Genomic DNA, 21,389 nt, shown 5'->3' with positions numbered 1-21,389 from the left:
CGCCCACCCAGACAGGCGCCGCCACAGACAGACCGGCCCTGGCCCGCGTTCAGCGGGTCAGGGCCGGTCTACCGAGGGTGGGCGATACTGGGTTTGAACCAAGTGACATTTCCGTGTCAAGCCTTCCCAGACCATCCGTTGACGTGCCCGGACGTCCATCTGAGCACGAAACCAATCCCCCGACGTTCGCCCGCATCCACCCGGACACGCCCCCGTTGTCAAGCAGTGCGTCAAGCATGCCCACTCCCCCACCAGGACGCTTGATCTGTCCGCGCCCGAGGATGTTGCCTGGCTCGATAATACCGTCGCCCTGGCTCACGACCCCCGCGTCCAACGCCGCATACGCCATGGCCGGGGCGGTCGATCGACGGTCGCCGCCACTTCCCACTGCGCTGCTAGCGAGCCAGCGGGCTGACGAAGATCGTCGTAACGTTCGTGGCGCGGCAGCCGGTCGTGCGGAACGGGATGAACTTGGCGAGCCGGGAGCCGGGCACGTAGACGCGCAGCCCGTCCACTGGCGTGGGGCGGCACACTGAGGCGGGGTAGTTCTGGACGTTGACCATGCGGATCGGTGCGTCCGCGTGCTGCTTGGGCGCAAGGTTGATCGCCCTGACCGAGCCGGCGATCCAGGTGGCGGCATGCCCGATCTGGGTGCCGTTGCCAAAGCCGACATAGGAGACACCTGGGTGGCCACGAGTCCAACAGGAGCCTCGGGAGGTGTTCGTCAGGCGCAGGTCGCCGATCCGGCTGCCGGCGGTGCCTTGGAGATTGACGAGGCTGGCCGCCAGCATTGAGTTGGTGCAGTGCGGCACGGAGGCCAGTGCCGACTCCGATGTTGCGGCCAGTGTGGCGACTGCCAGTCCGGCGGCACACGTCAGAGTGAGGATCGATTTCCTGGTCATGTGAGTGACCCCCTTGTCGGTTGCGGTGGGCAGCAGCCCGCCACCCTTTGTGACGCTGGAGACGGGGACAGGGTTGTATCGTCGCTAGCCAGCCCTCAGGCGCCTGGATGCAGAGCCCCGAAGCCGTCACCGCCAGGTGCGTCCTAGCGCCACCTTTCTGCCTCATTAAGCCCCCGGCCCACTCCTCGGTTCCGAGTTGCCCGAGGCGCAGGGCCAAGCCGGCAGTGGTCAGACTGTGGATCGGATCGTCACGAACCCAATTGCTCGACCGAGTTGCCGCCGAGTTCTTTCGCCCTCATGCACGCTGAGTCAGCCCGTTGGATCATGGCGTCTGGCCCGTCATTGCTTTGACCCAAGTCGGTCACACCGCAACTGATCGTTAGGCGTTCGCGCGCCGGCGCGGTCCGATCCACGAGGAACTGCCAGTCATCTACTTCCCTTTGGAGCGGCGAGCAAAGGCCTACCCGTTAGACAGGACGCCTTCGGGTTGCCCGAGCTTCGTCACGATCAGAAACTCATCGCCCCCAAATCTAAAGAGCAGGTCATGGGGGAACGCGGTCGGATGACTTCGCCGAACTGCGTAAGAACGAAGTCGCCGGTCTCGTGGCCATGCGTGTCGTAGATCCGCTTGAACTTGTCAATATCAATGAAGATCACCGACAGGCTCTGGTTCGACTTGTGCGCCTCAACGCAGCGGTCGGCGAGGACGCGATCGATCTCCGCCTTTCGGGGTGCCTTGGTCAGAGGGTCTATGCGCGTGTCCTGCTGCAGGTTGACGACCTTCTGCCTCAAGCGCCGCAGGGATGATGCTTGGAGGTGGTGGAGGGCGCTCCGGGCATGACGACATCGTCCATGGATCGTCGGCCCACGAGCGGGACGTCCCGGACGCGTCCGCGGGCGCGGCGCGTCACGTCGGGGGCACCTCGCCTGGGGACCCTTTGCCTAAGGGATGCCCCGGAGCGACTGGTTCAGACCGGGTATCGATGATTGCTTTGGCGATCACGAAGACCAGCTCGACGTTCCTCACCGGTTCCCACCCTCGCGTCGTCGCCGACAGTGTTGCGAACATGACAATGATGTACAGGGCGAGAAATGCGACCCCGAAAGCCAGAATGGTTCGATACATCCCGTAGCCGGTCCATTGCATGGTCGCGAAGACGTCTTCGTTGAAAAACTGCCCTGCAAAGGCAGCTACCGCAATCACCGCCGCGACGTTGCGTCGCCAGGAACTCTCTTGATGCCGGTCCCAATGAAGCCTGTGGATCTCAGCGAGGGCCTGGACGTCGGGGGTTCGCAGCCACGGATGGTCCGAGACGAATGAAGAGGCGAGAGATTCGTAGGGATGGCCGGACACGAGCGCTCCGAAGAACGGGTTTGCTCGATCTTTCTCAGTGGAAATTCGGCGGTACGCGTCAATAAGCGGCTGCGGTCGCGAGAACGGAGAACGCAACTCTCGAATATTTGCGATTCCACCTGATGTGGCCAGCTTGACCACCGACCGTGCTCCGAACGATGCTGCGAATTTCTCGTACCCGCGAACGAGTTCCACAAGATCGTCGTAGTCCCTCGTCAGCCCCATGGCGACTGTCTAGACGTTGGGCGCGGGTGGGTCAAGCACCTGAATTCCTGCGATGGTGTTGCGCGGCGTTCACGGCAGTCCGACCCACGACTTCCTTCGGCGATGCGGTGGCGATCTCGCTGGCGCGGAATACGGAATCACCGCGTAGAACCGTGAGCTGCGGAGTCCGGATCTGCCGCGATCCGCTCGCTGCGGCTTTCCGCCGCCAGTCGGCTGACCTAATCGGACCGACGGTAGCCCGACCCGAGGAACACGGTAGGTGTGATCACACAAGCAACACAGCAGGCGTGATCACACCCCGCCCATGTAGCTACCCAAGCTGAACGATCCCCGTTGTCGTTCCAGCGCCGACGCCGGTGCCCAAGTCCGTGCCTCCGCTGGTGAAGCCGTGCCCCGTGATCCCCGCATAGGCTCCGGTGCCCCCAAGGATCTCCTCCGGGCCGGAATCGGTGAAGCCGGTTTCATTGAACGTGAGTGACAGGTGCTTGAGCATGAAGAACGAGCCGCTGCCGTCGTCACAAGTCAACGTCGTCCTTATGAGGATGATGCCCCCGGCGGTGGGGTTGGCGTGATCGGACACCGGGAACAACCCCAGCTTCACGTCATCCACGAACGTTCCAGAGGAGCACAGGGGCCCCGTGGTGGTGAAGGTGTAGACCCCCGTGACGTTGTTGACATAGTCAGTCAGCGTGAAGGGCGCAGGGGCCGCGGCGTTGGCCGGGCTGGCGATCCCCAGCGCGCAGAGCGCGCTGGCACCCGCCAGCATCGCCCTGGTGGTCGTCCTCCTGCGAGTGGGTGCTGTGGTCTTTGCGGACATGGCATTCTCCTTCCCTTTGTCCCTTCGATGGAGTTGCCTCGTGTGCGGCGAGGTGCGGGCCTCCGCTGGTGGCGTCTGCACCGGACGAGCGGGAAGACGCAACCGTTCGTCGCTACGTCCGACGCGTCGACTTGGGACAGCCTTGACCGGGTCCGCTGCTATCGGGACCCCCCCCGCTAGATCCCAACACTCGAGGTCGCCCTGCCGAGTGGAGTCCTGCCAGACTTGCCCGATTCCCTGGATCCGTCCTCATGCGTTTGACCTACGTCTTAGCGCCGCCTTACGGCTGCGCCAATACATTTCCCCAATGCGGCTGAGCGGACATTCGCCATCTGCGCATAGCGGGAAGTGTGGCTTCTTGCGCTCCGCACGTCAGGAGCTTGCCGGGCACACGCGTTGAGGACTGCGTGCGGGCAGGACGGTGGTCCACTCTGGCGCGGTCAGGTCGCGCCCGGCGATGGCGCACGCAGCCTGGATCCACGAGTCGGGGCGCAGGTTCCACGTTCGGACGGATCCGTCGATACCGGCGATGACGAGGGTGGAGTCGTCCGTGGTGAACCCGACGGCGACGGAGCCGATGGCGGGGACGCTGCCGACGAACGTTCCTGTTCGGGCGTTCCACAGGGCGACTTGGCCGTTCCGACTGCTGGCGAACCAAGTGCTGTTGTGCGAGTAAGCGGAGGCGCCGCCACCGTAGGCCTGCGAGGGGTCGGGGGTGGTGTTCCACCTGGTGCCGCGGTCGGATTGGAACCCGACGGCGCCGTTGTTATCGACCACGGCGTTGGTCGACCCGTCGGGGGCGAAGAACGTCAGGTACGGCAGGGTGCGGAGCGGGTGCATGGTTCGGTAGTCCACAAGGACTCGTTGCGTGTTTCCTTCGAGGGCGACGGCGTGTTCGGCGGGGTCGAGGGCAAGGGTGAGGATGCGTTCGTTGATCAACGGCTTCAGGACGCCGGACTTGAAGTTCAGGGACGTCGCGTCGAGCACCTGCATGGTTCCCTGGTTGGTAACGACGATGAGCTGGCCGTCGTTGGTGTACAGAGCGGCTGACACGCCGTCACCGAAGCCATGGCGCTCCAGGAGGGCGCCGGTGTCGGGATCGCGAACCTGCACGCTGTAGTCGCCGGACGCCTCGAGGACCGCACGCCCGTCGGGGCGCCACGATATCTGTCCTCCGAAGACGTTGCTGCCCTCCGGCAGGGTGCCTGTGGTCAGGCGTCCGGTGGCGATGTCGCGCACGTCGATGCGGGCGTCGATGTTGGCCAGATAGGCAACCTTCGTCCCGTCCTGGGAGACCTGGACCGCGACGGCGTCGTTGCGCAGCGCACTCCCGGGTCGGGTCGTGACGAACCCGTGGGAGCCGGTCAGGTCCCAGCTGAGCATGAGGCCGTTGGTGCTGGCGGAGTAGACCATGTCCCCGGTCGGGCTGAGCGCGGCTACCTCACCGCCCCAGGTCTGGCTGCGGAACACCTCGACCGGGCGCGGGTCGTCGCTGTCGGGTGAGGGGAAGACGTGGACGGGTCGCTTGCCGACCAGGTCCCACACGCTCACCTGGCCGTCGGTAAGCGCGAGGCGTTTGTTGTCGGCTGAGAACGCCATGCTGGTGATGCGCCCGTGGGCCGTGATGCGCGCCTTCRGTGTGAGCGTGGCAGCGTCCAGGAGCGCCAGTTCGGTCTCGCTCGTCACGGCGAGGGTGGTGCCATCGGGGCTCATCACGACTTGGGGGGTCCAGGCCTGGTCGTGGAATGGCAACGGTCCGAGCCCCAGCTGTGACCCGGTACGGGTCATTCGTAGCCTGCCTGTGGTCACGTCGAACACGCGAAGGAAGTAGTCGCCCCCGGTGAACATGGTGCGCCCGTCGGCACTGAGGGCAACCGCCGTCATGTGCGCGTTGTCAGGGTGGAGGACTGTGACGGGCGTGCTGGGGTCGTCCACGTCCCACACGGGCAGCTCGACCTGACCTGCCGAAGTCCCGGGCAGCACGGCGGTGAATCGTCGCCCATGCGGGCTGAACGCCAACGACCAGAATGAGCGAGACGCTGGCCGGATGCCTCCCAGCTGCGCCGGCCACGACTTCCCGGTGGGGCTGAGCAGGTGGATCGGTTGGGGGTCTGGCGCCAGGCTGACGTCGTGGGGGGTGTCGTTGGCCGCCAGGAGCCGCCCGTCGGGGCTGTACTCGATGGCGTAGCCACCGCCTTGCGTGGCGTGCCCGACCTCTCGCAGGGTCTTGCCGTCGTACAGGTTGACCCCACCTCCGGTGAGGGAGACGGCGACTTGGCCTGTTGTGGGGCTGACTGCGATCGCGCCCGCTGCCGGCGTTCGGGTGACGTGCGCCAACAGCGGTGACCGGTCAAGAGCTGCTGCGAGGTTGCCTTTGGCGGCGTCGGAGTTGTGCTCCAGCCGCATCCCCGCGGCGGCGAGCAGCAGGGAGGTGTCTGGCATGGGCGCGGTGAGCGCCTCGGTGCCCACGCGTCGGGCGTCGGCGGTCACGGCCTGGGTTTCGGCCCGTCGGGCGGACGTGGACGCGACCAAGCCCAGTACCGCGGCGACGAGGGCGAAGGCGACAGCGGCGGTGAGCAGCACCCGAAGCCGGCGGTTCGTCAGCTTCTGCCGGTGGGCGTCCTCCTGCGACTTCTGGCGGTCGGCGTCGGCGGCGGCCTGTGACGCGTCGAGGAACGCCGTCTCGATGGTCGACAGGGCAGGAGCGTTGCCCGTGCGCCACTCCAGCGCGCGGTCCAGGCGAACGCCGCGGTACAACTCACTGCTCGGGCGCCCCATGCCATCCCAGGTGTCGGCGGCGACAGCCAGGTGCCGCAAGATCAGCTGGCCCTCGACGTCCTCATCGAGCCACGCTCGCAAGCGGGGCCATTCGCGGGCCAGGGCCTCATGTGCGATCTCGACCGATTGCTCGTCGGCCGAGACGAGGCGGGCGGCGACCAGCTGCTCGACCAGCGCCTCGCGGTTGCGGTCAGCGGCGAGTAAGGAGCGCCGCAGTCGAGCCCGCATCGGTTCCCCGTCAGGAGCGAGGGCGACCAGACGCAGCATCAGGTCGCGCAGCAGCGCACGTTGCGGGCCGTCGAGTCGGTCGTACAGCCCGTCGGCGGACTGCGCTACAGCTTGTCGCACGCCCCCGGAGGCTTGGTATCCCTGGACGGTCAGCGTGGCGCCTTCGCGTCGCAGCCAGGTCTGGCGCATCACGTGCGACAACAGCGGCAGAGCTCCTGGTTCGCCCCGCACGTCACGGACCACCAGGTCCGTCAGTCCCGGCTCCAGCCGTAGCCGTGCCTGCGCAGCGGGGCCCTCGATGGCGGCACGCAGGTCCGGCTCTGTCATGGCGCCGAGCAGGTAGAGACCTCGCTCCACGAGCCGTGACAGGCCGGGGTATGCCGCCAACGCACCGACCCGATCCGACCGCAGGCCCAGCACCAGGGCGCCGCCGCGCGCCGCGTGCTCCAGGAGGCCGCCAACCCACGAGTCCCGGTCCTGGCGGTCAACGTGCTCGCTCAGCCCTTCCTCGAACTGGTCGACGACGAGTACGACTCGGTCAGCCGGCGGGCTGGACGGCTCGCCGTCCGAGATGTCCCCAAGATGGAGTCCAGGAGTCATCACGACGACCCGGCGGCCTTCGCGACGCAGCCGTGCGGCCACACCGGCGCGGACCAGGGACGACTTGCCGCACCCCGACGGACCCACCACGGCCAGTACCTGCGTGGTGTCCAACAGGTCCAGGCACGCGGCTACGTCGCTCTCACGGCCAAAGAAGGTGGCCTCGTCCTCGACACCGAACGCCAACAGACCGGGGTAGGGGCACTGGGAGCTGGGGTCGGCGGCGGCCGGGGCAGTGATCAGGGCCGGGTCCTGGTTGAGGACTGCCCGTTCAAGCTCGGCGAGGTCCGGTCCCGGGTCGAGTCCGAGCTCGGTGGCCAGGACGACCTTGGCCCGCCGTAACGTCCGGAGGGCGTCACCCTGCCGGCCGCAGCGGTACTGCGCGAGAACGGCCAGCTCCCACCGTCGCTCCCGCAACGGCGCCTGTTCCGCCCGCAACAGTGCCTCGCCCAGGACCTCGCGGTGCCGGCCCAGCTCCAACGCGGCGTGCGTCTGGATGTCCTGCGCGTCCAGGCGGAGCTCGGTCAGCCGTTCCCCCTGCAGTCGTCCCGGTTGCCACTCCTCCAGGTCGGCCAGCGGGTCCCCACGCCACAGCGCCAGCGCCTGGTCGACCAGGTACGCGGCTCGGTCCGGCTCGCCGTCGCCGAGGCGGTCGCGCGCTTGGGAGACCAGTCGTTCGAACCTGGCACTGTCCAAGGCGTCGGCGTGCAGTCGCAGGACGTACCCGGACTCGGTCGTCTCGATGGCGGCCGGCCCGAGAGTCCTGCGCAGTCGCAGCACGCACCCCTGCACGACCTTCGGGGCGGACTCGGGCACCTCCTCACCCCATAGTGCGTCCGCCAACGCGTCCCTGCTCAGAGGCTGGCCTGCGTGCGTCGCCAGGGCGGCGAGTACCACCCTGTCGCGGTGTGCCAGCCCAGCCGGCTCGCCGTTCACCAAAAGAGGACCCAGGACAGCAATGTCCATGGCCCCCACTATCAGCCCGCGCCACCTCGGGGTCCTCCCTCATCAAACGTAGGTGGTCGCAGGTGAACGCCCGCTGATACCGCGGTGATACCGCCGCGAACCCGAACCGATACCCCGCCGCGGGGCACTGGGGTCATCGACCGCCGCGCCGCCCCGGCGCCCCACTCACAAGGAGGCCCCACATGAACACCGCGACAGCCATCCGCAAAGCGACCATCGCTGGCGCTACCCGCCGCCCCCGCGGCCGACTGGCCCTCGCCGCAGCCGCCGGCATCACCGGTCTCGTCCTGACATGCACGGCGGCGGGGGTCGCATCCGCCCGCCCCGACTCAGGCATCGACACAAGCCCTACCAGCGTGTCGGCGACCGTCCCGGCCGTCGGTCGCATCGGTGCCCAGATCGTCCGCTGCGACACCGGCGAAGGCAACCTCTCCGGAGCCGGCGCCCTTGCACCGCGCACCCTGCCCGACATCACCACCTGCAGCCCCGCCACCCCGACCCCGCCCTCTGCTGCGCAGGCGAGGCAGCTCGAGCACGACCCGTTGCGGTGACCCCGATGCCTGACACCGATGCCCGCGAGCGCCGCTCCGCTCCCGATGCAGGTTTCTCTGCTCCGGAGGCGGCTGCGCAGCCCGCAGCCGACACCACCTGGCCGTCAGCCCGCGGGCACCGCGGATGCCTCACCTCCTTGGCGGTACTGGTGGCCGCCGGGGTGCGGGGAGGGGGTGCGGTCGCGACAGGGGCTTTCGCGACCGCACCCCCGTTAGCCGATTAGCACCACACCACCTGGCGAAGACAACACCGACGCACGCCCTCCGGGGAAACCGGGTCAGGCTCCAAACGCTTCAACCACATCCTGCTCGAGGAGTGAGCCAACTCCCAGCCAAGACTGGCCCTACCGGGGCCACTTCAAGAAGGAGGAGGAACGCCATGTTCCGCACGACCACACCATCACCCCGCAAGATGACCGTCCGAGCCATCGTGGCCGCCGTGACCGTCCTGACCACTATGGGGCTCGCGGGACCGGCCAGCGCCGCAGCTCTCCAACGGTTCACGATGACCGACCACGTCGACAACAACACTGGCATTTTCACGTTCGCCACCACCGGGCCCCTCTGCTCCTCGGGCACGTTCGTCGACGACGTGAAGGTGGCAGCCATAGCTCAGTCCGCGCACGCTCGGTCCGGCATCGCCGTAGTGCTGATCATGAGCACGTACACCTGCGCCGACGGAAGCGGCACCTTTCAGGAGTTCAAGCACCTGAACCTCACGTTCAACGACACCGGGTTCACCGACTCCGGGCCCGTGGAGATCCTGGGCGGCACCGGCGTCTACGCAGGAGCCACGGGGCACGGCTTCACCACCGGAGCGACGAATGCGGACGCTGGTGTCGGTGGTGGAACGACAACCGGAGTCGTCCAGCTGCATTAGCCCAGCAACCATGAGTGATTCAAACGACGGCTCCGGCAAGTACTCAAGGGCGAGCACACATGGTGATCGCGTGGGAGAGTGATCGGCGTGGGGGGTTACCTCGACTACAGCGGACTCGCGGATCGCATCGCTGGCGGCGTGCGAATGATTCCTGTTCGGACATCGGCCGGGGACTTCCGGGTGTGGACCAAACGGGTCGGCAAGAATCCGCACATCAAAGTGCTGCTCCTGCACGGCGGGCCAGGCGCAACCCACGAGTACTTGGAGTCGTTCGATGGCTGGATGCCCCACGCGGGCGTCGAGTACTACTACTACGACCAGCTCGGCTCGCACTACAGCGACCAGCCCGACGACTCCTCGTTGTGGGAGGTGGAGCGCTTCGTCGAGGAGGTCGAACAGGTCCGAGCCGCACTTGAGCTGGGCCCCGACAACTTCTTCCTTTACGGCCATTCCTGGGGCGGGCTGTTGGCGCTCGAGTACGCGTTGGCCCACCAGGAGCAGCTGAAGGGTTTGATCATCTCCAACATGATGGCCAGCACCCCGGCTTACAACACGTACGCCGAACGAGTTCTAATGCCGGCGATGGACCAGGATGCGTTGAGGGGGATCAAGCATCTTGAATCGACTGGCCAGACTGATGATCCCGCCTATGAGGCGCTCCTGATGGAGCATTTCTACGTCCACTACATCTGTCGGTTGCCGCTCGACGCGTGGCCCGAACCGCTGATGCGCTCGTTCGCTCACCTCAACCAGCCGGTGTATGCGCTGATGCAGGGACCGAGCGAGCTCGGAGCGAGCGGCAAGCTCGCCCAATGGGACCGTACTGGCGAGCTGCCCCGGGTCAAGGTGCCGACCCTGGTGATTGGAGCTGAGCACGACACCATGGACGCCCACCACCTCGAGTGGATGGCCTCCCAGTTCCCCAACGGGACCTACCACCACTGCCCCGACGGCAGCCACATGTGCTTCGTGGACGATGCTGAAACGTACTTCGCGGGACTGGCAGCGTTCCTCCACCGGGTCGACGCTCAGGCCCGCGGAACGAGATCTTGATCATGGGCTCGATCGCCCGACAACTCGCACGGGGACCTAAGCCGTAACCCTAGGCATTCGCGTCGGCGTGTCATTCCGGCTCCCTTCTGTTGTCAACGGGCGTGTCTGAGGGACCTTCGCGTTGTGGTCTTCCAGCCTGGGTCGGTGCGGCGTAGCGTCGGTGTTGCGGGTCCGGGAAGTGGCTGATCCGAAGTGTCGATGTGCGGGGGCAGGTCGACCGCGCTGGATTGAAGTGACGCCACGCAGTGCCCTCCCGTGCCCGCCTCAAGTGCCATCGCTCGTGCTGGCTGGGCGGCGCGGCGGGCGTCGGCGACCAGCTGGCGGTACACGGCGTCGGAGATTCGTCGCTTCAGGCAGGGCATGGCTTCCATCGGCGTCTTGCCCGCGGCGCGCTTGCGTCGGCAATAGGCCCGGCCGGGTGTGTCGAGCCGGATCTGGCTGGCCGCGGCGATGTGCAGCATGTGGTTGACCTTGCGGTTGCCGGCGCTTGAGAGGCGGTGACGGATCTGCTCACCGGAAGAGGCGTCCAGCGGTGCGGTGCCGGTCCAGGACGCGAAACGGTTCCGGTCCGCGAATCGGGCGATGTCACCGACGTCGGCCAGGATCCGGGCTGCTACGACTGGGCCGACGCCGGGCAAGTCTCACGGTCATCGACGACCTCGATGGTCGCCGACAGCTTGTGGGGGTCGACCCCGATGAACACCCTCGCCACACCCAACACCTCGCTTCGTCGCAACAACGGAGGAACGCGAGGTGGGCATGGCTATTACGAGCAGGGCAGTCCCTTCTTGAGCCACGCCTCGATCGGCGGAGGCGAGCCGGAGCGCCACGAGCCCGATGAGCGCCGCGACGGCCCAGCGTGCGCAGATCACCGGAAAGCCGCCGGGGACGTCACCCGTGGGGAGGGGTCGCCACGCTGGTGGCAAGGTCGAGGACAGGATGACGGTCACGACGAGCGACGGGCCGGCAATAGTCCCGCCTAGAGTCCACCCGGCTACTCGGCACCCGGCGGCGGCGGCGCCGAGTCCGAGCCCTAGGAAGCCCGCCGAGGTCGCCGTTAACGCGAGGCCATCACCCACGCTTTCCGGTGGGTCGGCGAGCAGTGCGAGGAACCACATGATCCCGGTGACGGGCACGACGACAGCCAGCCGGACGACTCGTCTGGACCAGAGGCTGCGCGGGGACACCGCCAGACTTTCGCCGGCTGGATCGTCGACGGCGAAGGCAGCGGCCGCCCCGAGGAGGAAGGCCGTCATCTGCAACGGCAGGGTCGAGGCGCCGCGGCCGAGCGCCGTGATCAGCACGCTGCTCGCCGCGACTGCACCCCCCATCGGGCCCCAGCGGACGGCCCTGGCCGTGTGCCGCCACTCGGCAGCAGCCGCCGAATCGGCCAGCGTCGTCCTCATGCGACCAGCACCACGGCGGCGGCGCTGGTGACGGCCGCTCCGATCAGTGCCCCGACCACTGCTCCGACGCGTGGGTGGGACCTGGCACCGGCAAGAGCCGCGAAGAGAACCGCAAGTCCGAGCAGGTACACGGCGTGCCAGCCGACGGTCCGAGCATCGTCGCCCGGGTTGAGCGGCATCAGGGCCTGCCAGGGCGTCTGGGGATCGGATGGCACCCAGAAGTACAGGCCGAGGGCAAGCGCCGGCGCCACGAATGGGCTGGGCGCCCACCGGGCGACGGCGACCCCCAACGCTCCGAGCGTGAGCATCAGTGGCAGGACGGAAAGCAGTACGGCGACTTCTGTGCCGGGCACAGGTGCGCGAGAGGAGGCATAGGCGATCACCAGTGACAGGGACACGAGTGTGACGCCAAGCGGCGCGACGAGCCCCACGAGCACTCCTGCGTCACGGCGGGTCGGGGTGGTCGGCACCGCGTCGTGCTGCTCGGTGAGGCCGTACCTGCGGTCCCTCGTTGCGATTCGGTTGGCGGCAACCATCACCAGGTCCGCCAGCAGGGCGAAGGCGGAGTAGATCACCCATCCGTGGTCTGTCAGGCCTCGGGTGTCCGATCGCGAGCCGTCGGCGACGATGGCGCAGCCGAGGGCGGCGATGCCGAAGCCGGCCAACGATGCCGGGTGGATGACCAGACGTCGGCCCTCGATCCGGGCAAGTTCTCGGACCAACGGCACGGCCCGGCTCATGGGACGCCCCTGCCGACGTGGGCGCCCGCCATGAGGAGGTAGGCGTCGTCGACCGTGGGGCTGGTGGTCTGTGATCCCGCCGGCGGATCTCCTATGTGGCGGTAGATCCCGTCGGCGGTCCGCCAGGACAGGACCGCGGCTGGGTTCTGGTCTTCATCGACCCAGACACGTCCGTCGGCCTGTGCGGCGAGCTGGGCGGGCGCGCCGTCGAAGCGGACAGCGCCGTCGAGCAGGACGACGACACGTTGGCACAATGCTGCGACGTCGTCGGTCTGGTGCGTCGACAGCAGGATCGTCGGCCGGTTCGCCAAGGTCGAGACGACCTCTCGGAAGCGAAGCCGCTGCTCCGGGTCCAGACCGGCAGTCGGTTCGTCGAGGACGAGCAGCTCGGGGCCGCCGAGCAGGGCCTGGGCCAGGGCAAGTCGGCGCCGCATGCCTCCCGACAGTGCCTTGACCCGGTGGTGTGCGACGTCGTCGAGGCCGACGAGTCCGAGGACGCGGCTCACCTCCTCATGGCGGGCGTGGCGGTCGGTGAGGTCCTTGAGTACGGCCACGTAGTCGACGAAGTCGAAGGCCGTGAAGTGCCGATAGAAGCCCGGCTCCTGTGGGAGGTAGCCGAGGCGGCGACGGATCTCCACACGGTCAGTGGTCTTGCGGGGGTCCCGGCCGAGGATCCTCACCTGTCCGGAGTCAGGGGCAAGGATCGTCGCCGCCATCCGCATGATGGTCGTCTTCCCTGCCCCGTTGGGGCCGAGCAGGGCCGTGACCGACGGCTCCACGCAGAGCGTCACGTCTCGCACAGCCCGGGTCCGACCGTAGCTCTTGGCCACGCAACCCAGCTGGAGCGTGGTGCTCACCAGACACCTCCGCGGCCGTCGACGGAGTCGCGCCGGGCCATCAGGACGACGCTTCCCGCGATGAGGACGGAGCCCGAGAGGAGCTGGCCGACGGCGCCGAACGCCACGCCGGGGTCGGCCGTGATCCAGCCCGACCAGGCAACCGCTGCAACCCAGGCGATGCAGACCGCGCTCGAGACCAGGGGCAACGCCGCCCTGGAGGTGGACAGGGCCAAGGTCAGTGCCGTCAGGGCCAGGGAGGGGAGCAGCCAGCCGACCGCAAGCAGCCCTGGCTCGAAGGCGAGGGAGAGCGCGGCGCCAACACCGGTGGAGACCGAGAGCACCGTGGCGGCGCGCACCAGCAGCAGCGGCAGTCCGCCGAAGGGAGTTGCCTGCGCGACCTCCCACGCGGGATCCCCGCCCCGTCCGTAGCACAGGGCCACGCCCAGAACCGGGACCGTCGGGGCGAGCAGCACGAAGGTCAGGTGTCCGTATGCAAGGACTTGTGACGCAGCCATCGCACCGATGAGCGTGGTGAGCACGGCCGCGAGCCATCCCGCATGACCGGACGCTGTCGCAGCGGCGAGCCGCGCCACCTGTGCGTCCACGCCGCATCGGGTGAGCAAGCGCTCAGTCCGGGGCACGCGGGCGTCGCTGACCAGCTGACTGACACCGGCCCAGACGCTTCGGAGCCGGTCCGGGTCGACCTCAGTGGCCAAGCCCAGACGACACTGCCCACACGCGACGAGATGGGCCTCCGCGGAGTATGCCCAGCTGCCACCGAGCCGCCCCGCCGCATACCGGCGCAAGAGTTCCCCGTCGAGATGGGTCGTCATGCCAACGCCTCCCTGAGTTCTCGACGAGCCCGCATCAGCCTCGTCTTCACCGTCCCTTGCGGTATACCGAGCAACCGGCCAGCCTCCCTCGTGGTCAGACCGTCGAGCGCGGTGGCCTGTAAGACGGCCCGCAACTCGGGAGACATCCGTTCCAGCGCTCCGCTGAGGTCACCGTGCTCGATGCCCAGCAGGACCAGGTCCTCAGCGGACGGCTCAACTTGAGCGGCCCCCTGCAAGACGAACCGCCTGTTGCGGCGCCGGAGGTGGTCGACGAGTCGCCGGATGCCGATCCCCCAGATCCACGCGGGCACCTCACCTCGTCCCGCGAAACCCCCCGCACCACGCCACACAGCAAGAAATGTGTCCTGGACGACCTCGTCAACAACACCTGGGTCACCGAAGCGACGGGAAAGGCGCGCCATAAGCCATGGCGCATGCCGTTCATAGAGGACCCGAAGGGCGGGCTCACATCCGTCGGCAACCGCGGCGAGGAGCTCCTCGTCGGACCGGTCACCAAGCGTCTCACCGCCCATATCCATACTGTCGCATCGCGCTCGCTCAGCGGTTCACGACATCGGAAGATCGGAGCCATCGGTGCACGCCTCCAGCCGCCACTCGGGATCCGGTGTCACCGCGCCCAACAGGTGACTTCTTCCCTGAATGGGAAGTGACTGGCCCTGCTTCGGACGTCCACGCACGTCACGGGACGTGCAGGGAGCGACACCCGGGTCGAAGCGCGACTCCTTGGTCACGCAGCTAGTCACGCAGGCGTCCCGGACACGACCCAACGACGAAGCCCCTGATCTGCGTTTCCGCAGGTCAGGGGCCATACATCGATGGTGGGCGATACTGGGTTTGAACCAGTGACCTCTTCCGTGTCAAGGAAGCGCGCTACCACTGCGCCAATCGCCCGGGGTGGTGCTTTTCGGGTTCGTACGTGTCGAGGTGGAGACGGGATTTGAACCCGTGTACGCGGCTTTGCAGGCCGCTGCCTCGCCTCTCGGCCACTCCACCGTGAAGGCGGTCAAACCCTCCGAGCGGATGACCGGGCTCGAACCGGCGACCTCAACCTTGGCAAGGTTGCGCTCTACCAACTGAGCTACATCCGCATACACGCGCTATTGGTGTTGAACGGGGTGTTTCACCCGCTGCGCGTGCGTGCAGACATTATCCGATCATCGGCGTCGTCTCCAAATTGGGTGTCGTCCGTGTCGGTTCCGGGCGTCCGCGGCATGGGGGTCAGCGGCTTTCGGGCCTCGTCGCGCAGAGCCTGGACCGACGACGAGAGCTCCTCGTCGGCCTCGTCCGCACCCGGGGAGCCGGTGCGGTCGGAGGACTCAGGACCGTTCAGAGGCCCCCCTACGGCCTTGCGGCGCTTCACCCAGCTCTTGACCCACTCGACGCCCTTGGCCCGCAGGGAGAGCCGGTCCTCGACCGGCCACATGGTGCGGATGGCCGCGTTCAGGGCCGCACCGATGAGCACCGCGATGGCCAGCGCGTAGAGAAAGATCAGCAGCACGATCGGCGTCGAGAGCGGGCCGTAGATCGACGTGCCCCCGCTCACGGACGCGGTGAGGGTGCCCCGCAGGATGAACGACGCGAGCACCCAGATCACCAGTGTCAGGACGGCGCCCGGCACGTCGCGCAGCCAGGGCGAACGCCTGGGGGTGGAGATGTGGAACAGCGTCGCGATGCTCGCCACGGCCAGCACACTCACCACCGGCCAGTAGAGGTAGGTGAGGAAGTGCACCTCCGCAGGCAGCAGGTCGCCGAGCCACGACGGTCCGATCACGACCAGCGGGATCACGACGATGCCGACGAGCAGCGACAGGAAGTAGAGCGTCAGGGACAGGGCGCGGGTGCGGACGATCCCGCGCTCCCCCGACTGGCCGTACATGATCGAGATGGTGTCGACGAAGACGTTGAGGGCGCGCGACCCCGACCAGATCGACAGCACGAAGCCGAGCGAGATGAGGTCGCCGCGGCCGTTCTTCAACACGTCGTTCGCAGTCGGCAGGATGATCTGGTCGACGACGTTCGCCACGAGGAACTCCGACGAGAAGTTCTGGATCCCCTTGATGAGGTCCTCGACGATGTTGTTGCCGAGCCACCCGCCGACGTAGCCCACGCCACCGAACAGCCCCAGCACGAGGGGCGGCAGCGACAGCAGCATGAAGAACCCTGCCTCCGAGGCGAGACCGGTCACTCGATAGCGCAGGCAGACCCTGATCGTCTCCACCGTGAGCCTCGCCACGGGCATGGCTCCGGGCACGCGGAGCAGCGCGCGTCGTACCCGGGCCTTGGGAGTCACCCCGTCACGGTATCCCGGCATAGTGTGCCCCCGTGCCCACCCACGCCGTGACCAACCAGGTACCCCCACTGCCCGACGTCAACACCGTGACGTCCCAGCCCGCCCTCGAGGAGGGGTTGCGACGCTGGGCCGGCCCGGCGGCATACGACGAGGTCTGCGCCCTGGGCGCCCGCGCGGGCAGCGCACAGGCCCGCCAATGGGCCGTGCAGGCCAACGAGAACGAACCGGTCCTGCGCACCCACTCCCCCACCGGCGAACGCCTCGACGAGGTGGACTTCCACCCCGCCTGGCACGAGCTGATGACCGTCGCCGTGGGCGCCGGGCTCACCGCGGAGCCGTGGACCCAGCCGTCCGGCAGCGGCGCCCACGTGCGCCGGGCTGCGGGGTTCATCGCGTGGTCCGAGAACGAGCAGGGGCACCTGTGCCCCATCTCCATGACGTATGCCGCCGCGCCGGCGCTCGCGGCCAACCCCGCCCTCGCCCAGCGCTGGCTTCCCCAGCTCGCCTCCCGCACCTACGACTTCGGTCTCCGGCCGCTCGACCAGAAGCGCGGCGCACTGGTGGGCATGGGGATGACGGAGAAGCAGGGCGGCTCCGACGTCCGCGCCAACACCACCCGCGCGGTCCCCACGCCAGGCGGTCCGGTCGCGGGCGGTGAGACCTACCGGTTGACCGGTCACAAGTGGTTCTGCTCGGCACCGATGAGCGACGGGTTCCTCGTGCTCGCCCAGACCGAGGCCGGCGTGGGCTGCTTCCTCGTCCCCCGCGCCCTTGACGACGGGACCCGCAATCCCTTTGCGCTGCAACGACTCAAGGACAAGCTGGGCAACCGGTCCAACGCCTCGTCGGAGGTCGAGCTCGACGGCACCTGGGGAGTGCGGGTCGGCGACGACGGGCGTGGCATCCGCACGATCCTCGACATGGTCGCGGCCACCCGGCTCGACTGCATCCTCGGGTCGGCCTCCACCATGCGCGCGGCCCTGGTGCGGGCGATCCACCACGCCCGTCACCGTTCGGCCTTCGGTGCGCTGCTCGTCGACCAGCCCTTGATGCAGAACGTCCTGGCCGACCTCGCGCTCGAGGTCGAGGCCGCCACGACCCTCGCGCTGCGCCTGGCGCACGCCGTCGACGAGGGCGACACCGCCCTGTCGCGGCTCGGCGTGGCCGTGGGCAAGTACTGGGTCTGCAAGCGCACCTCGCCCATGGTCGCCGAGGCCCTGGAGTGCCTGGGGGGCAACGGGTACGTCGAGGAGAACGGCCTGGCCCGCCTCTACCGCGAGGCCCCCCTGAACTCGATCTGGGAGGGCTCGGGCAACGTCAACGCCCTCGATGTCCTGCGCGCCATCACGCGTGAGCCCGTGTCGGTGGAGGCGTTCCGCAAGGAGCTCGCGCTCGCCCACGGGCACAGCGCCGTCCTCGACGACGCCATCGCGCGCGTCGACGACGTCGTGCGGTATGCCGCGGAGCCGGGGGCCGGCGCCGGCGCCCGCCAGGTCGTGGAGCACCTCGCGGTGACCCTGCAGGCTGCCCTGCTCGCGCGGCACGCCCCCACCGAGGTGACCGACGCGTTCGTCGCGAGCCGGCTCGGCGGCCAGCACGGCGTGACGTTCGGGACCCTCGACGCCGGCCTGTCGGCGACCCATGCCCGGGCGATCATCGACCGGGCCTTCAGCGGGTAGCGCTCGTCAGCCGGCGTCCTCGATCACCGCCATGACGTTGCCTGCCGGGTCGGTGAACCACGCGATGAGCGGGCCGCCCTTGCGGAAGATCCCCTTCGCGTCGGTCTCCATCTGGGTGCCCTCGTACTTCTCGAACACCACGCCCCGAGAAGTCAGCTCGTCGACGGTCGCCTCGATGTCGGGGACCGGGAAGTTCAGGATCGTGAAGCCGGCCGGCTCGTGGTTCGGCTTGGGGTAGGCGATGGCGTGGTGCCCGCCACCGAGCTGGATCTGCAGGATGCCGTGGTCCTCGGTCACCTCGAGGCCGAGCTGGTCGGTGTAGAACGCGCGGGCCGCCTCGGTGTCGGGCACCGAGAATCCGCTGAAGGCCTTGGACTCGCTGAGCATCGCTGCTTCCTTCCGTGTGGGTCGTGCATCAACACAGGTACGGACCGGCCGAGCCCGCCAAAGTCATCGCGCCGGGGTCACGACTTGGCGAGTCGCTCCTGCTCGGCCGGCACGTCGAAGTCCGCCGGCGGCCACTGGGGGTCCATCCGCTCGAGGTGCTCGAGGACAAGGTTCTGGACGGCCAGCCGGGCGTACCACTTGCGGTCAGCCGGCACGACGTACCACGGAGCCGCCTCGGTGGAGGTCTTCTCGAACACCGCCTGGTAGGCAGCCTGGTACTCCGGCCAGCGCATCCGCTCGTCCACGTCACCGGGGTTGTACTTCCAGTGCTTGTCCTCGCGCTCGAGCCGCTCGGTCAGTCGCGCCTTCTGCTCGTCGGACGAGATGTTGAGCATGACCTTGACGATGGTCGTGCCGTCAGCCACTGCCTTCGCCTCGAAGTCGTTGATCTGCGAGTAGCGCCGCGACCACGTCGCGCGCGGCACCAGCTCGTGGACGCGGACGATGAGGACGTCCTCGTAGTGCGACCGGTCGAAGACGCCGACCTGGCCGGGAGCCGGCAGCGCGTTGCGGATGCGCCAGAGGAACGGGTGCGCCCGCTCCTCCCGCGAGGGCGCCTTGAACGAGGTGTACTTGACGCCCTGCGGATCCATCTGGCCCACCACGTGACGCATGATGCCGCCCTTGCCCGAGGTGTCCATGCCCTGCACCACGAGGAGGAGGGAACGCTTCACCTCACCCTTGGACTCGGCATACAGGCGCTCCTGGAACTGGCTGATCTGTCCCGCACGGGCGGCCAGGGCCTCCTCGCCGGCGGCCTTGTCACCGTCGAACCCCGGTGTCGAGCGGGGGTCGCAGTCGGCGAGGATGAACCCCTCACCCACCCTCAGCGCGTCGGCGAAGCTGGAGGGTGCGGGAACCCCCTTGTCCGACGCCTTCGTCGCATCCAGCCCTGCGACCTTCGACTTCTTGGTCTTGTCGCCCTTGGAGGTGGAATCCTTCTTGCCCTTGCCCTTGCCTGCACCTTTGCCCATCCGTGCATCCTGTCAGTGCAGGTCATGCCGCGCGAGGGCAGTGAGCCGCGAGATCGCCCGGTAGTACTTCTTGCGGTAGCCGCCGGCCAGCATCTCGGCGGAGAACAGCTCAGCCAGCGGCAGTCCGCTCGCGTAGACCGGGATGTCCTCGTCGTAGAGGCGGTCAGCCAGCACGACGAGCCTGAGCGCCACCGCCTGGTCGGTCACCGCGCGGACGTGCGTCCACCCGACGGCGGTGACCCCGTCGAGCAGCGCGCGGTAACGGCTGGGGTGCACCTGGGCGAGGTGCCTGGTCACGTCGACGAAGTGGTCGAGCACCCCACCCTCGCGGTCGACGCCGGCACGCACCTCGTCCTCGGTGGACGGCGGCGGGCTCTCCAGTCTCTCGCGGTGGCGGTAGTCCGGGCCGTCCACGGTGAGCACCTCGAAGCGGGCCGAGAGTGCCTGGATCTCGCGCAGGAAGTCCTCGGCGGCGAACCGGCCCTGGCCGAGGGCGTCCGGGAGCGTGTTCGAGGTGGCGGCCAGTGAGACCCCCGCACCGGCCAACCGGGACAGGAGCGTGGCCATCAACACGGTGTCGCCGGGGTCGTCGAGCTCGAACTCGTCGATGCACACCAGCTGGTGCCCGCTGAGGGCCTCGACCGTGGGCTGGAAGCCCAGGGCGCCCACCAGGTTGGTGTACTCCACGAACGTCCCGAACGCCTTCTCGCCGTTGGCCTCGTGCCACAGCGACGCGAGCAGGTGGGTCTTGCCCACCCCGAACCCACCGTCGAGGTAGATGCCGCGCCCATCGTCCGCCGCTGGCTTCCGGCGCCCGAACCACCCGGCACCGGCGCGCTGGCCCAGCCCCGCGGCATACCGCTCCAGCCGGGTGACCGCAGCGGCCTGGGACGGTTCGGCGGGATCGGGACGGTAGGTCGTGAAGCGCTCGGCGGCGAAGTGGGGCGGCGGCACGAGCTCACGCACCAGCCGGCCACGGTCGAGCTGCGGGAATCGGTCCACGAGCGAGCCAGGCACGAGCGCAGCCTAGTGAGAGGACGCAGGTGATAAATGCAACACTGGTCGACATGCGCCTGCTGCTCGACTCGTCCAGCACCCATGCCCCCGGCCAGAACGTCGATGCCACCACCCTCGCGGACCTCTACGTCGCGCCGGCTCGCCGGTGGCTCCGCGCCAACTTCGTGGCCAGCCTCGACGGCGCCGCGAACGGAGCCGACGACCGCTCGGGGAGCATCAACACCGCGGCCGACCACGTCGTCTTCGACCTGCTCCGCCGACTGACCGACGTCGTCGTGGTCGGTGCGGGCACGGTGCGCTCGGAGGGCTACCCGTCGCTGCGGGCTGAGGACCCCCGTGCGCCCGTGCTGATGGTGGTCAGCCACCATGGCCAGGTGCCGCCGAGCGTGCTCGACGGGCCCTTCGGCTCGGTCTACCTGATCACCCGCGAGGGCGCCGACCCCGCCGCGCTGGACTCGTCGCGAGAGCTCCTCGGCGAGGAGTTCGTCCTGACCTGTGGCAAGGACTCCGTCGACTTCGTCAAGATGCGGAACATGTTGGAGGACAAGGGTTTTCGCCAGATCCTGTGCGAGGGTGGCCCGAGCCTGCTGAACAGCATGCTCGCGGCGGGAGTCGTCGACGAGCTCGACCTCACCTGGTCGCCGATCCTCGTCGGCGGGGAGCACCCCACCATCGCGCGTGGTCCCCACCTCAACCTGCCGGCCTCCCCGACGTTGCTGCTCGAGGAAGACGGCACCATCCTCGGCCGCTGGTTCGTCAACCGCTGAGCAGACCCGTGCGGCCCGGATG

General features: G+C 68.2%; 20 protein-coding genes and 3 tRNA genes. 5 read left to right on the top strand and 18 right to left on the bottom strand.

Annotation, left to right across the window (positions count from 1 at the left end; genetic code table 11):
* Positions 1-395 precede the first annotated feature (395 nt).
* The 5 genes from AC1DX8_RS08010 to AC1DX8_RS07990 form a co-directional block, all read right to left on the bottom strand.
* Positions 396-902 carry a DUF4232 domain-containing protein gene (locus AC1DX8_RS08010; RefSeq protein WP_477629382.1) on the bottom strand — a complete coding sequence of 169 codons (507 nt, stop codon included), beginning with the start codon at positions 900-902 and terminating at the stop codon, positions 396-398.
* Between the two features lie 507 nt (positions 903-1,409).
* Positions 1,410-1,694: a GGDEF domain-containing protein gene (locus AC1DX8_RS08005; RefSeq protein WP_477629381.1), complete on the bottom strand. Its 285-nt coding sequence runs from the start codon at positions 1,692-1,694 to the stop codon at positions 1,410-1,412.
* 115 nt (positions 1,695-1,809) lie between these two features.
* A complete protein-coding gene (locus AC1DX8_RS08000; protein WP_477629380.1) occupies positions 1,810-2,481 on the bottom strand; it encodes a hypothetical protein in 672 nt (223 codons plus the stop codon).
* 310 nt (positions 2,482-2,791) lie between these two features.
* On the bottom strand, positions 2,792-3,298 hold the full coding sequence (locus tag AC1DX8_RS07995; protein ID WP_477629379.1) for a hypothetical protein: 507 nt from the start codon (positions 3,296-3,298) through the stop codon (positions 2,792-2,794).
* Positions 3,299-3,670: 372 nt separating this feature from the next.
* Positions 3,671-7,870: an nSTAND1 domain-containing NTPase gene (locus AC1DX8_RS07990; protein ID WP_477629378.1), complete on the bottom strand. Its 4,200-nt coding sequence runs from the start codon at positions 7,868-7,870 to the stop codon at positions 3,671-3,673.
* Positions 7,871-8,052: 182 nt separating this feature from the next.
* Between AC1DX8_RS07990 and AC1DX8_RS07985 the strand changes: the two genes are divergently transcribed.
* The 3 genes from AC1DX8_RS07985 to AC1DX8_RS07975 all read left to right on the top strand — a co-directional run bounded on the left by AC1DX8_RS07985 (position 8,053) and on the right by AC1DX8_RS07975 (position 10,354).
* Positions 8,053-8,421: a hypothetical protein gene (locus AC1DX8_RS07985; RefSeq protein WP_477629377.1), complete on the top strand. Its 369-nt coding sequence runs from the start codon at positions 8,053-8,055 to the stop codon at positions 8,419-8,421.
* Between the two features lie 379 nt (positions 8,422-8,800).
* Positions 8,801-9,301: a hypothetical protein gene (locus AC1DX8_RS07980; protein ID WP_477629376.1), complete on the top strand. Its 501-nt coding sequence runs from the start codon at positions 8,801-8,803 to the stop codon at positions 9,299-9,301.
* 87 nt (positions 9,302-9,388) lie between these two features.
* A complete protein-coding gene (locus tag AC1DX8_RS07975) occupies positions 9,389-10,354 on the top strand; it encodes a proline iminopeptidase-family hydrolase (protein WP_477629375.1) in 966 nt (321 codons plus the stop codon).
* A gap of 92 nt (positions 10,355-10,446) precedes the next feature.
* Here the strand turns inward: AC1DX8_RS07975 and AC1DX8_RS07970 are convergent, their stop codons facing one another.
* The 10 genes from AC1DX8_RS07970 to AC1DX8_RS07925 form a co-directional block, all read right to left on the bottom strand.
* Positions 10,447-10,992 carry a transposase gene (locus tag AC1DX8_RS07970; protein ID WP_477629374.1) on the bottom strand — a complete coding sequence of 182 codons (546 nt, stop codon included), beginning with the start codon at positions 10,990-10,992 and terminating at the stop codon, positions 10,447-10,449.
* Positions 10,993-11,001: 9 nt separating this feature from the next.
* On the bottom strand, positions 11,002-11,760 hold the full coding sequence (locus AC1DX8_RS07965; protein WP_477629373.1) for a hypothetical protein: 759 nt from the start codon (positions 11,758-11,760) through the stop codon (positions 11,002-11,004).
* Positions 11,757-12,500, bottom strand: coding sequence for a hypothetical protein (locus AC1DX8_RS07960; protein WP_477629372.1), 744 nt, complete (start codon positions 12,498-12,500; stop codon positions 11,757-11,759). The genes AC1DX8_RS07965 and AC1DX8_RS07960 overlap by 4 nt, the downstream gene beginning before the upstream one ends.
* Positions 12,497-13,357: an ABC transporter ATP-binding protein gene (locus AC1DX8_RS07955; RefSeq protein WP_477629371.1), complete on the bottom strand. Its 861-nt coding sequence runs from the start codon at positions 13,355-13,357 to the stop codon at positions 12,497-12,499. Before AC1DX8_RS07955 ends, AC1DX8_RS07960 begins: the two co-directional genes overlap by 4 nt.
* Positions 13,354-13,944 carry a hypothetical protein gene (locus AC1DX8_RS07950; RefSeq protein ID WP_477629370.1) on the bottom strand — a complete coding sequence of 197 codons (591 nt, stop codon included), beginning with the start codon at positions 13,942-13,944 and terminating at the stop codon, positions 13,354-13,356. The genes AC1DX8_RS07955 and AC1DX8_RS07950 overlap by 4 nt, the downstream gene beginning before the upstream one ends.
* 224 nt (positions 13,945-14,168) lie before the next feature.
* Positions 14,169-14,705 (bottom strand): RNA polymerase sigma factor, encoded by a 537-nt coding sequence (locus AC1DX8_RS07945; RefSeq protein ID WP_477629369.1) that lies wholly within the window; start codon positions 14,703-14,705, stop codon positions 14,169-14,171.
* Between the two features lie 304 nt (positions 14,706-15,009).
* Positions 15,010-15,084, bottom strand: a tRNA-Val gene (locus AC1DX8_RS07940).
* Positions 15,085-15,115: 31 nt separating this feature from the next.
* Positions 15,116-15,186, bottom strand: a tRNA-Cys gene (locus AC1DX8_RS07935).
* Between the two features lie 22 nt (positions 15,187-15,208).
* A tRNA-Gly gene (locus AC1DX8_RS07930) sits at positions 15,209-15,281 on the bottom strand.
* A 32-nt stretch (positions 15,282-15,313) separates the two neighbouring features.
* Positions 15,314-16,483, bottom strand: a complete 1,170-nt coding sequence (locus AC1DX8_RS07925; RefSeq protein WP_477629368.1) for a YihY/virulence factor BrkB family protein — start codon at positions 16,481-16,483, stop codon at positions 15,314-15,316.
* A gap of 32 nt (positions 16,484-16,515) precedes the next feature.
* Between AC1DX8_RS07925 and AC1DX8_RS07920 the strand changes: the two genes are divergently transcribed.
* Positions 16,516-18,162: an acyl-CoA dehydrogenase family protein gene (locus AC1DX8_RS07920; protein ID WP_477629367.1), complete on the top strand. Its 1,647-nt coding sequence runs from the start codon at positions 16,516-16,518 to the stop codon at positions 18,160-18,162.
* 6 nt (positions 18,163-18,168) lie between these two features.
* On the opposite strand, the gene AC1DX8_RS07915 is transcribed toward AC1DX8_RS07920, so the two are convergent.
* The 3 genes from AC1DX8_RS07915 to zapE form a co-directional block, all read right to left on the bottom strand.
* The gene (locus tag AC1DX8_RS07915; RefSeq protein WP_477629366.1) at positions 18,169-18,549 is read right to left on the bottom strand and encodes a VOC family protein; all 381 of its coding nucleotides are present in this window, start codon (positions 18,547-18,549) and stop codon (positions 18,169-18,171) included.
* A gap of 77 nt (positions 18,550-18,626) precedes the next feature.
* Positions 18,627-19,583, bottom strand: a complete 957-nt coding sequence (locus tag AC1DX8_RS07910; RefSeq protein WP_477629365.1) for a polyphosphate kinase 2 family protein — start codon at positions 19,581-19,583, stop codon at positions 18,627-18,629.
* A 12-nt stretch (positions 19,584-19,595) separates the two neighbouring features.
* Complete coding sequence (zapE, locus tag AC1DX8_RS07905) at positions 19,596-20,600, bottom strand: cell division protein ZapE (RefSeq protein WP_477629364.1); 1,005 nt, start codon at positions 20,598-20,600, stop codon at positions 19,596-19,598.
* A 50-nt stretch (positions 20,601-20,650) separates the two neighbouring features.
* On the opposite strand from zapE, the gene AC1DX8_RS07900 reads away from it, so the two are divergent.
* Positions 20,651-21,367, top strand: coding sequence for a dihydrofolate reductase family protein (locus AC1DX8_RS07900; RefSeq protein ID WP_477629363.1), 717 nt, complete (start codon positions 20,651-20,653; stop codon positions 21,365-21,367).
* Positions 21,368-21,389: the final 22 nt, after the last annotated feature.

Source organism: Pedococcus sp. P2_A3 (genome assembly GCF_056405035.1).
This window is presented reverse-complemented; position numbering and strand designations above follow the sequence as displayed.

Excerpts from the sequence above, each read along its gene's own strand:
- AC1DX8_RS08010 (WP_477629382.1), bottom strand. The coding sequence starts at position 902 with ATGACCAGGAAATCGATCCTCACTCTGACGTGTGCCGCCGGACTGGCA.
- AC1DX8_RS08000 (WP_477629380.1), bottom strand. The coding sequence starts at position 2,481 with ATGGGGCTGACGAGGGACTACGACGATCTTGTGGAACTCGTTCGCGGG.
- AC1DX8_RS07995 (WP_477629379.1), bottom strand. The coding sequence starts at position 3,298 with ATGTCCGCAAAGACCACAGCACCCACTCGCAGGAGGACGACCACCAGG.
- AC1DX8_RS07985 (WP_477629377.1), top strand. The coding sequence starts at position 8,053 with ATGAACACCGCGACAGCCATCCGCAAAGCGACCATCGCTGGCGCTACC.
- AC1DX8_RS07980 (WP_477629376.1), top strand. The coding sequence starts at position 8,801 with ATGTTCCGCACGACCACACCATCACCCCGCAAGATGACCGTCCGAGCC.
- AC1DX8_RS07965 (WP_477629373.1), bottom strand. The coding sequence starts at position 11,760 with ATGAGGACGACGCTGGCCGATTCGGCGGCTGCTGCCGAGTGGCGGCAC.
- AC1DX8_RS07960 (WP_477629372.1), bottom strand. The coding sequence starts at position 12,500 with ATGAGCCGGGCCGTGCCGTTGGTCCGAGAACTTGCCCGGATCGAGGGC.
- AC1DX8_RS07945 (WP_477629369.1), bottom strand. The coding sequence starts at position 14,705 with ATGGGCGGTGAGACGCTTGGTGACCGGTCCGACGAGGAGCTCCTCGCC.
- AC1DX8_RS07915 (WP_477629366.1), bottom strand. The coding sequence starts at position 18,549 with ATGCTCAGCGAGTCCAAGGCCTTCAGCGGATTCTCGGTGCCCGACACC.
- AC1DX8_RS07910 (WP_477629365.1), bottom strand. The coding sequence starts at position 19,583 with ATGGGCAAAGGTGCAGGCAAGGGCAAGGGCAAGAAGGATTCCACCTCC.
- AC1DX8_RS07900 (WP_477629363.1), top strand. The coding sequence starts at position 20,651 with ATGCGCCTGCTGCTCGACTCGTCCAGCACCCATGCCCCCGGCCAGAAC.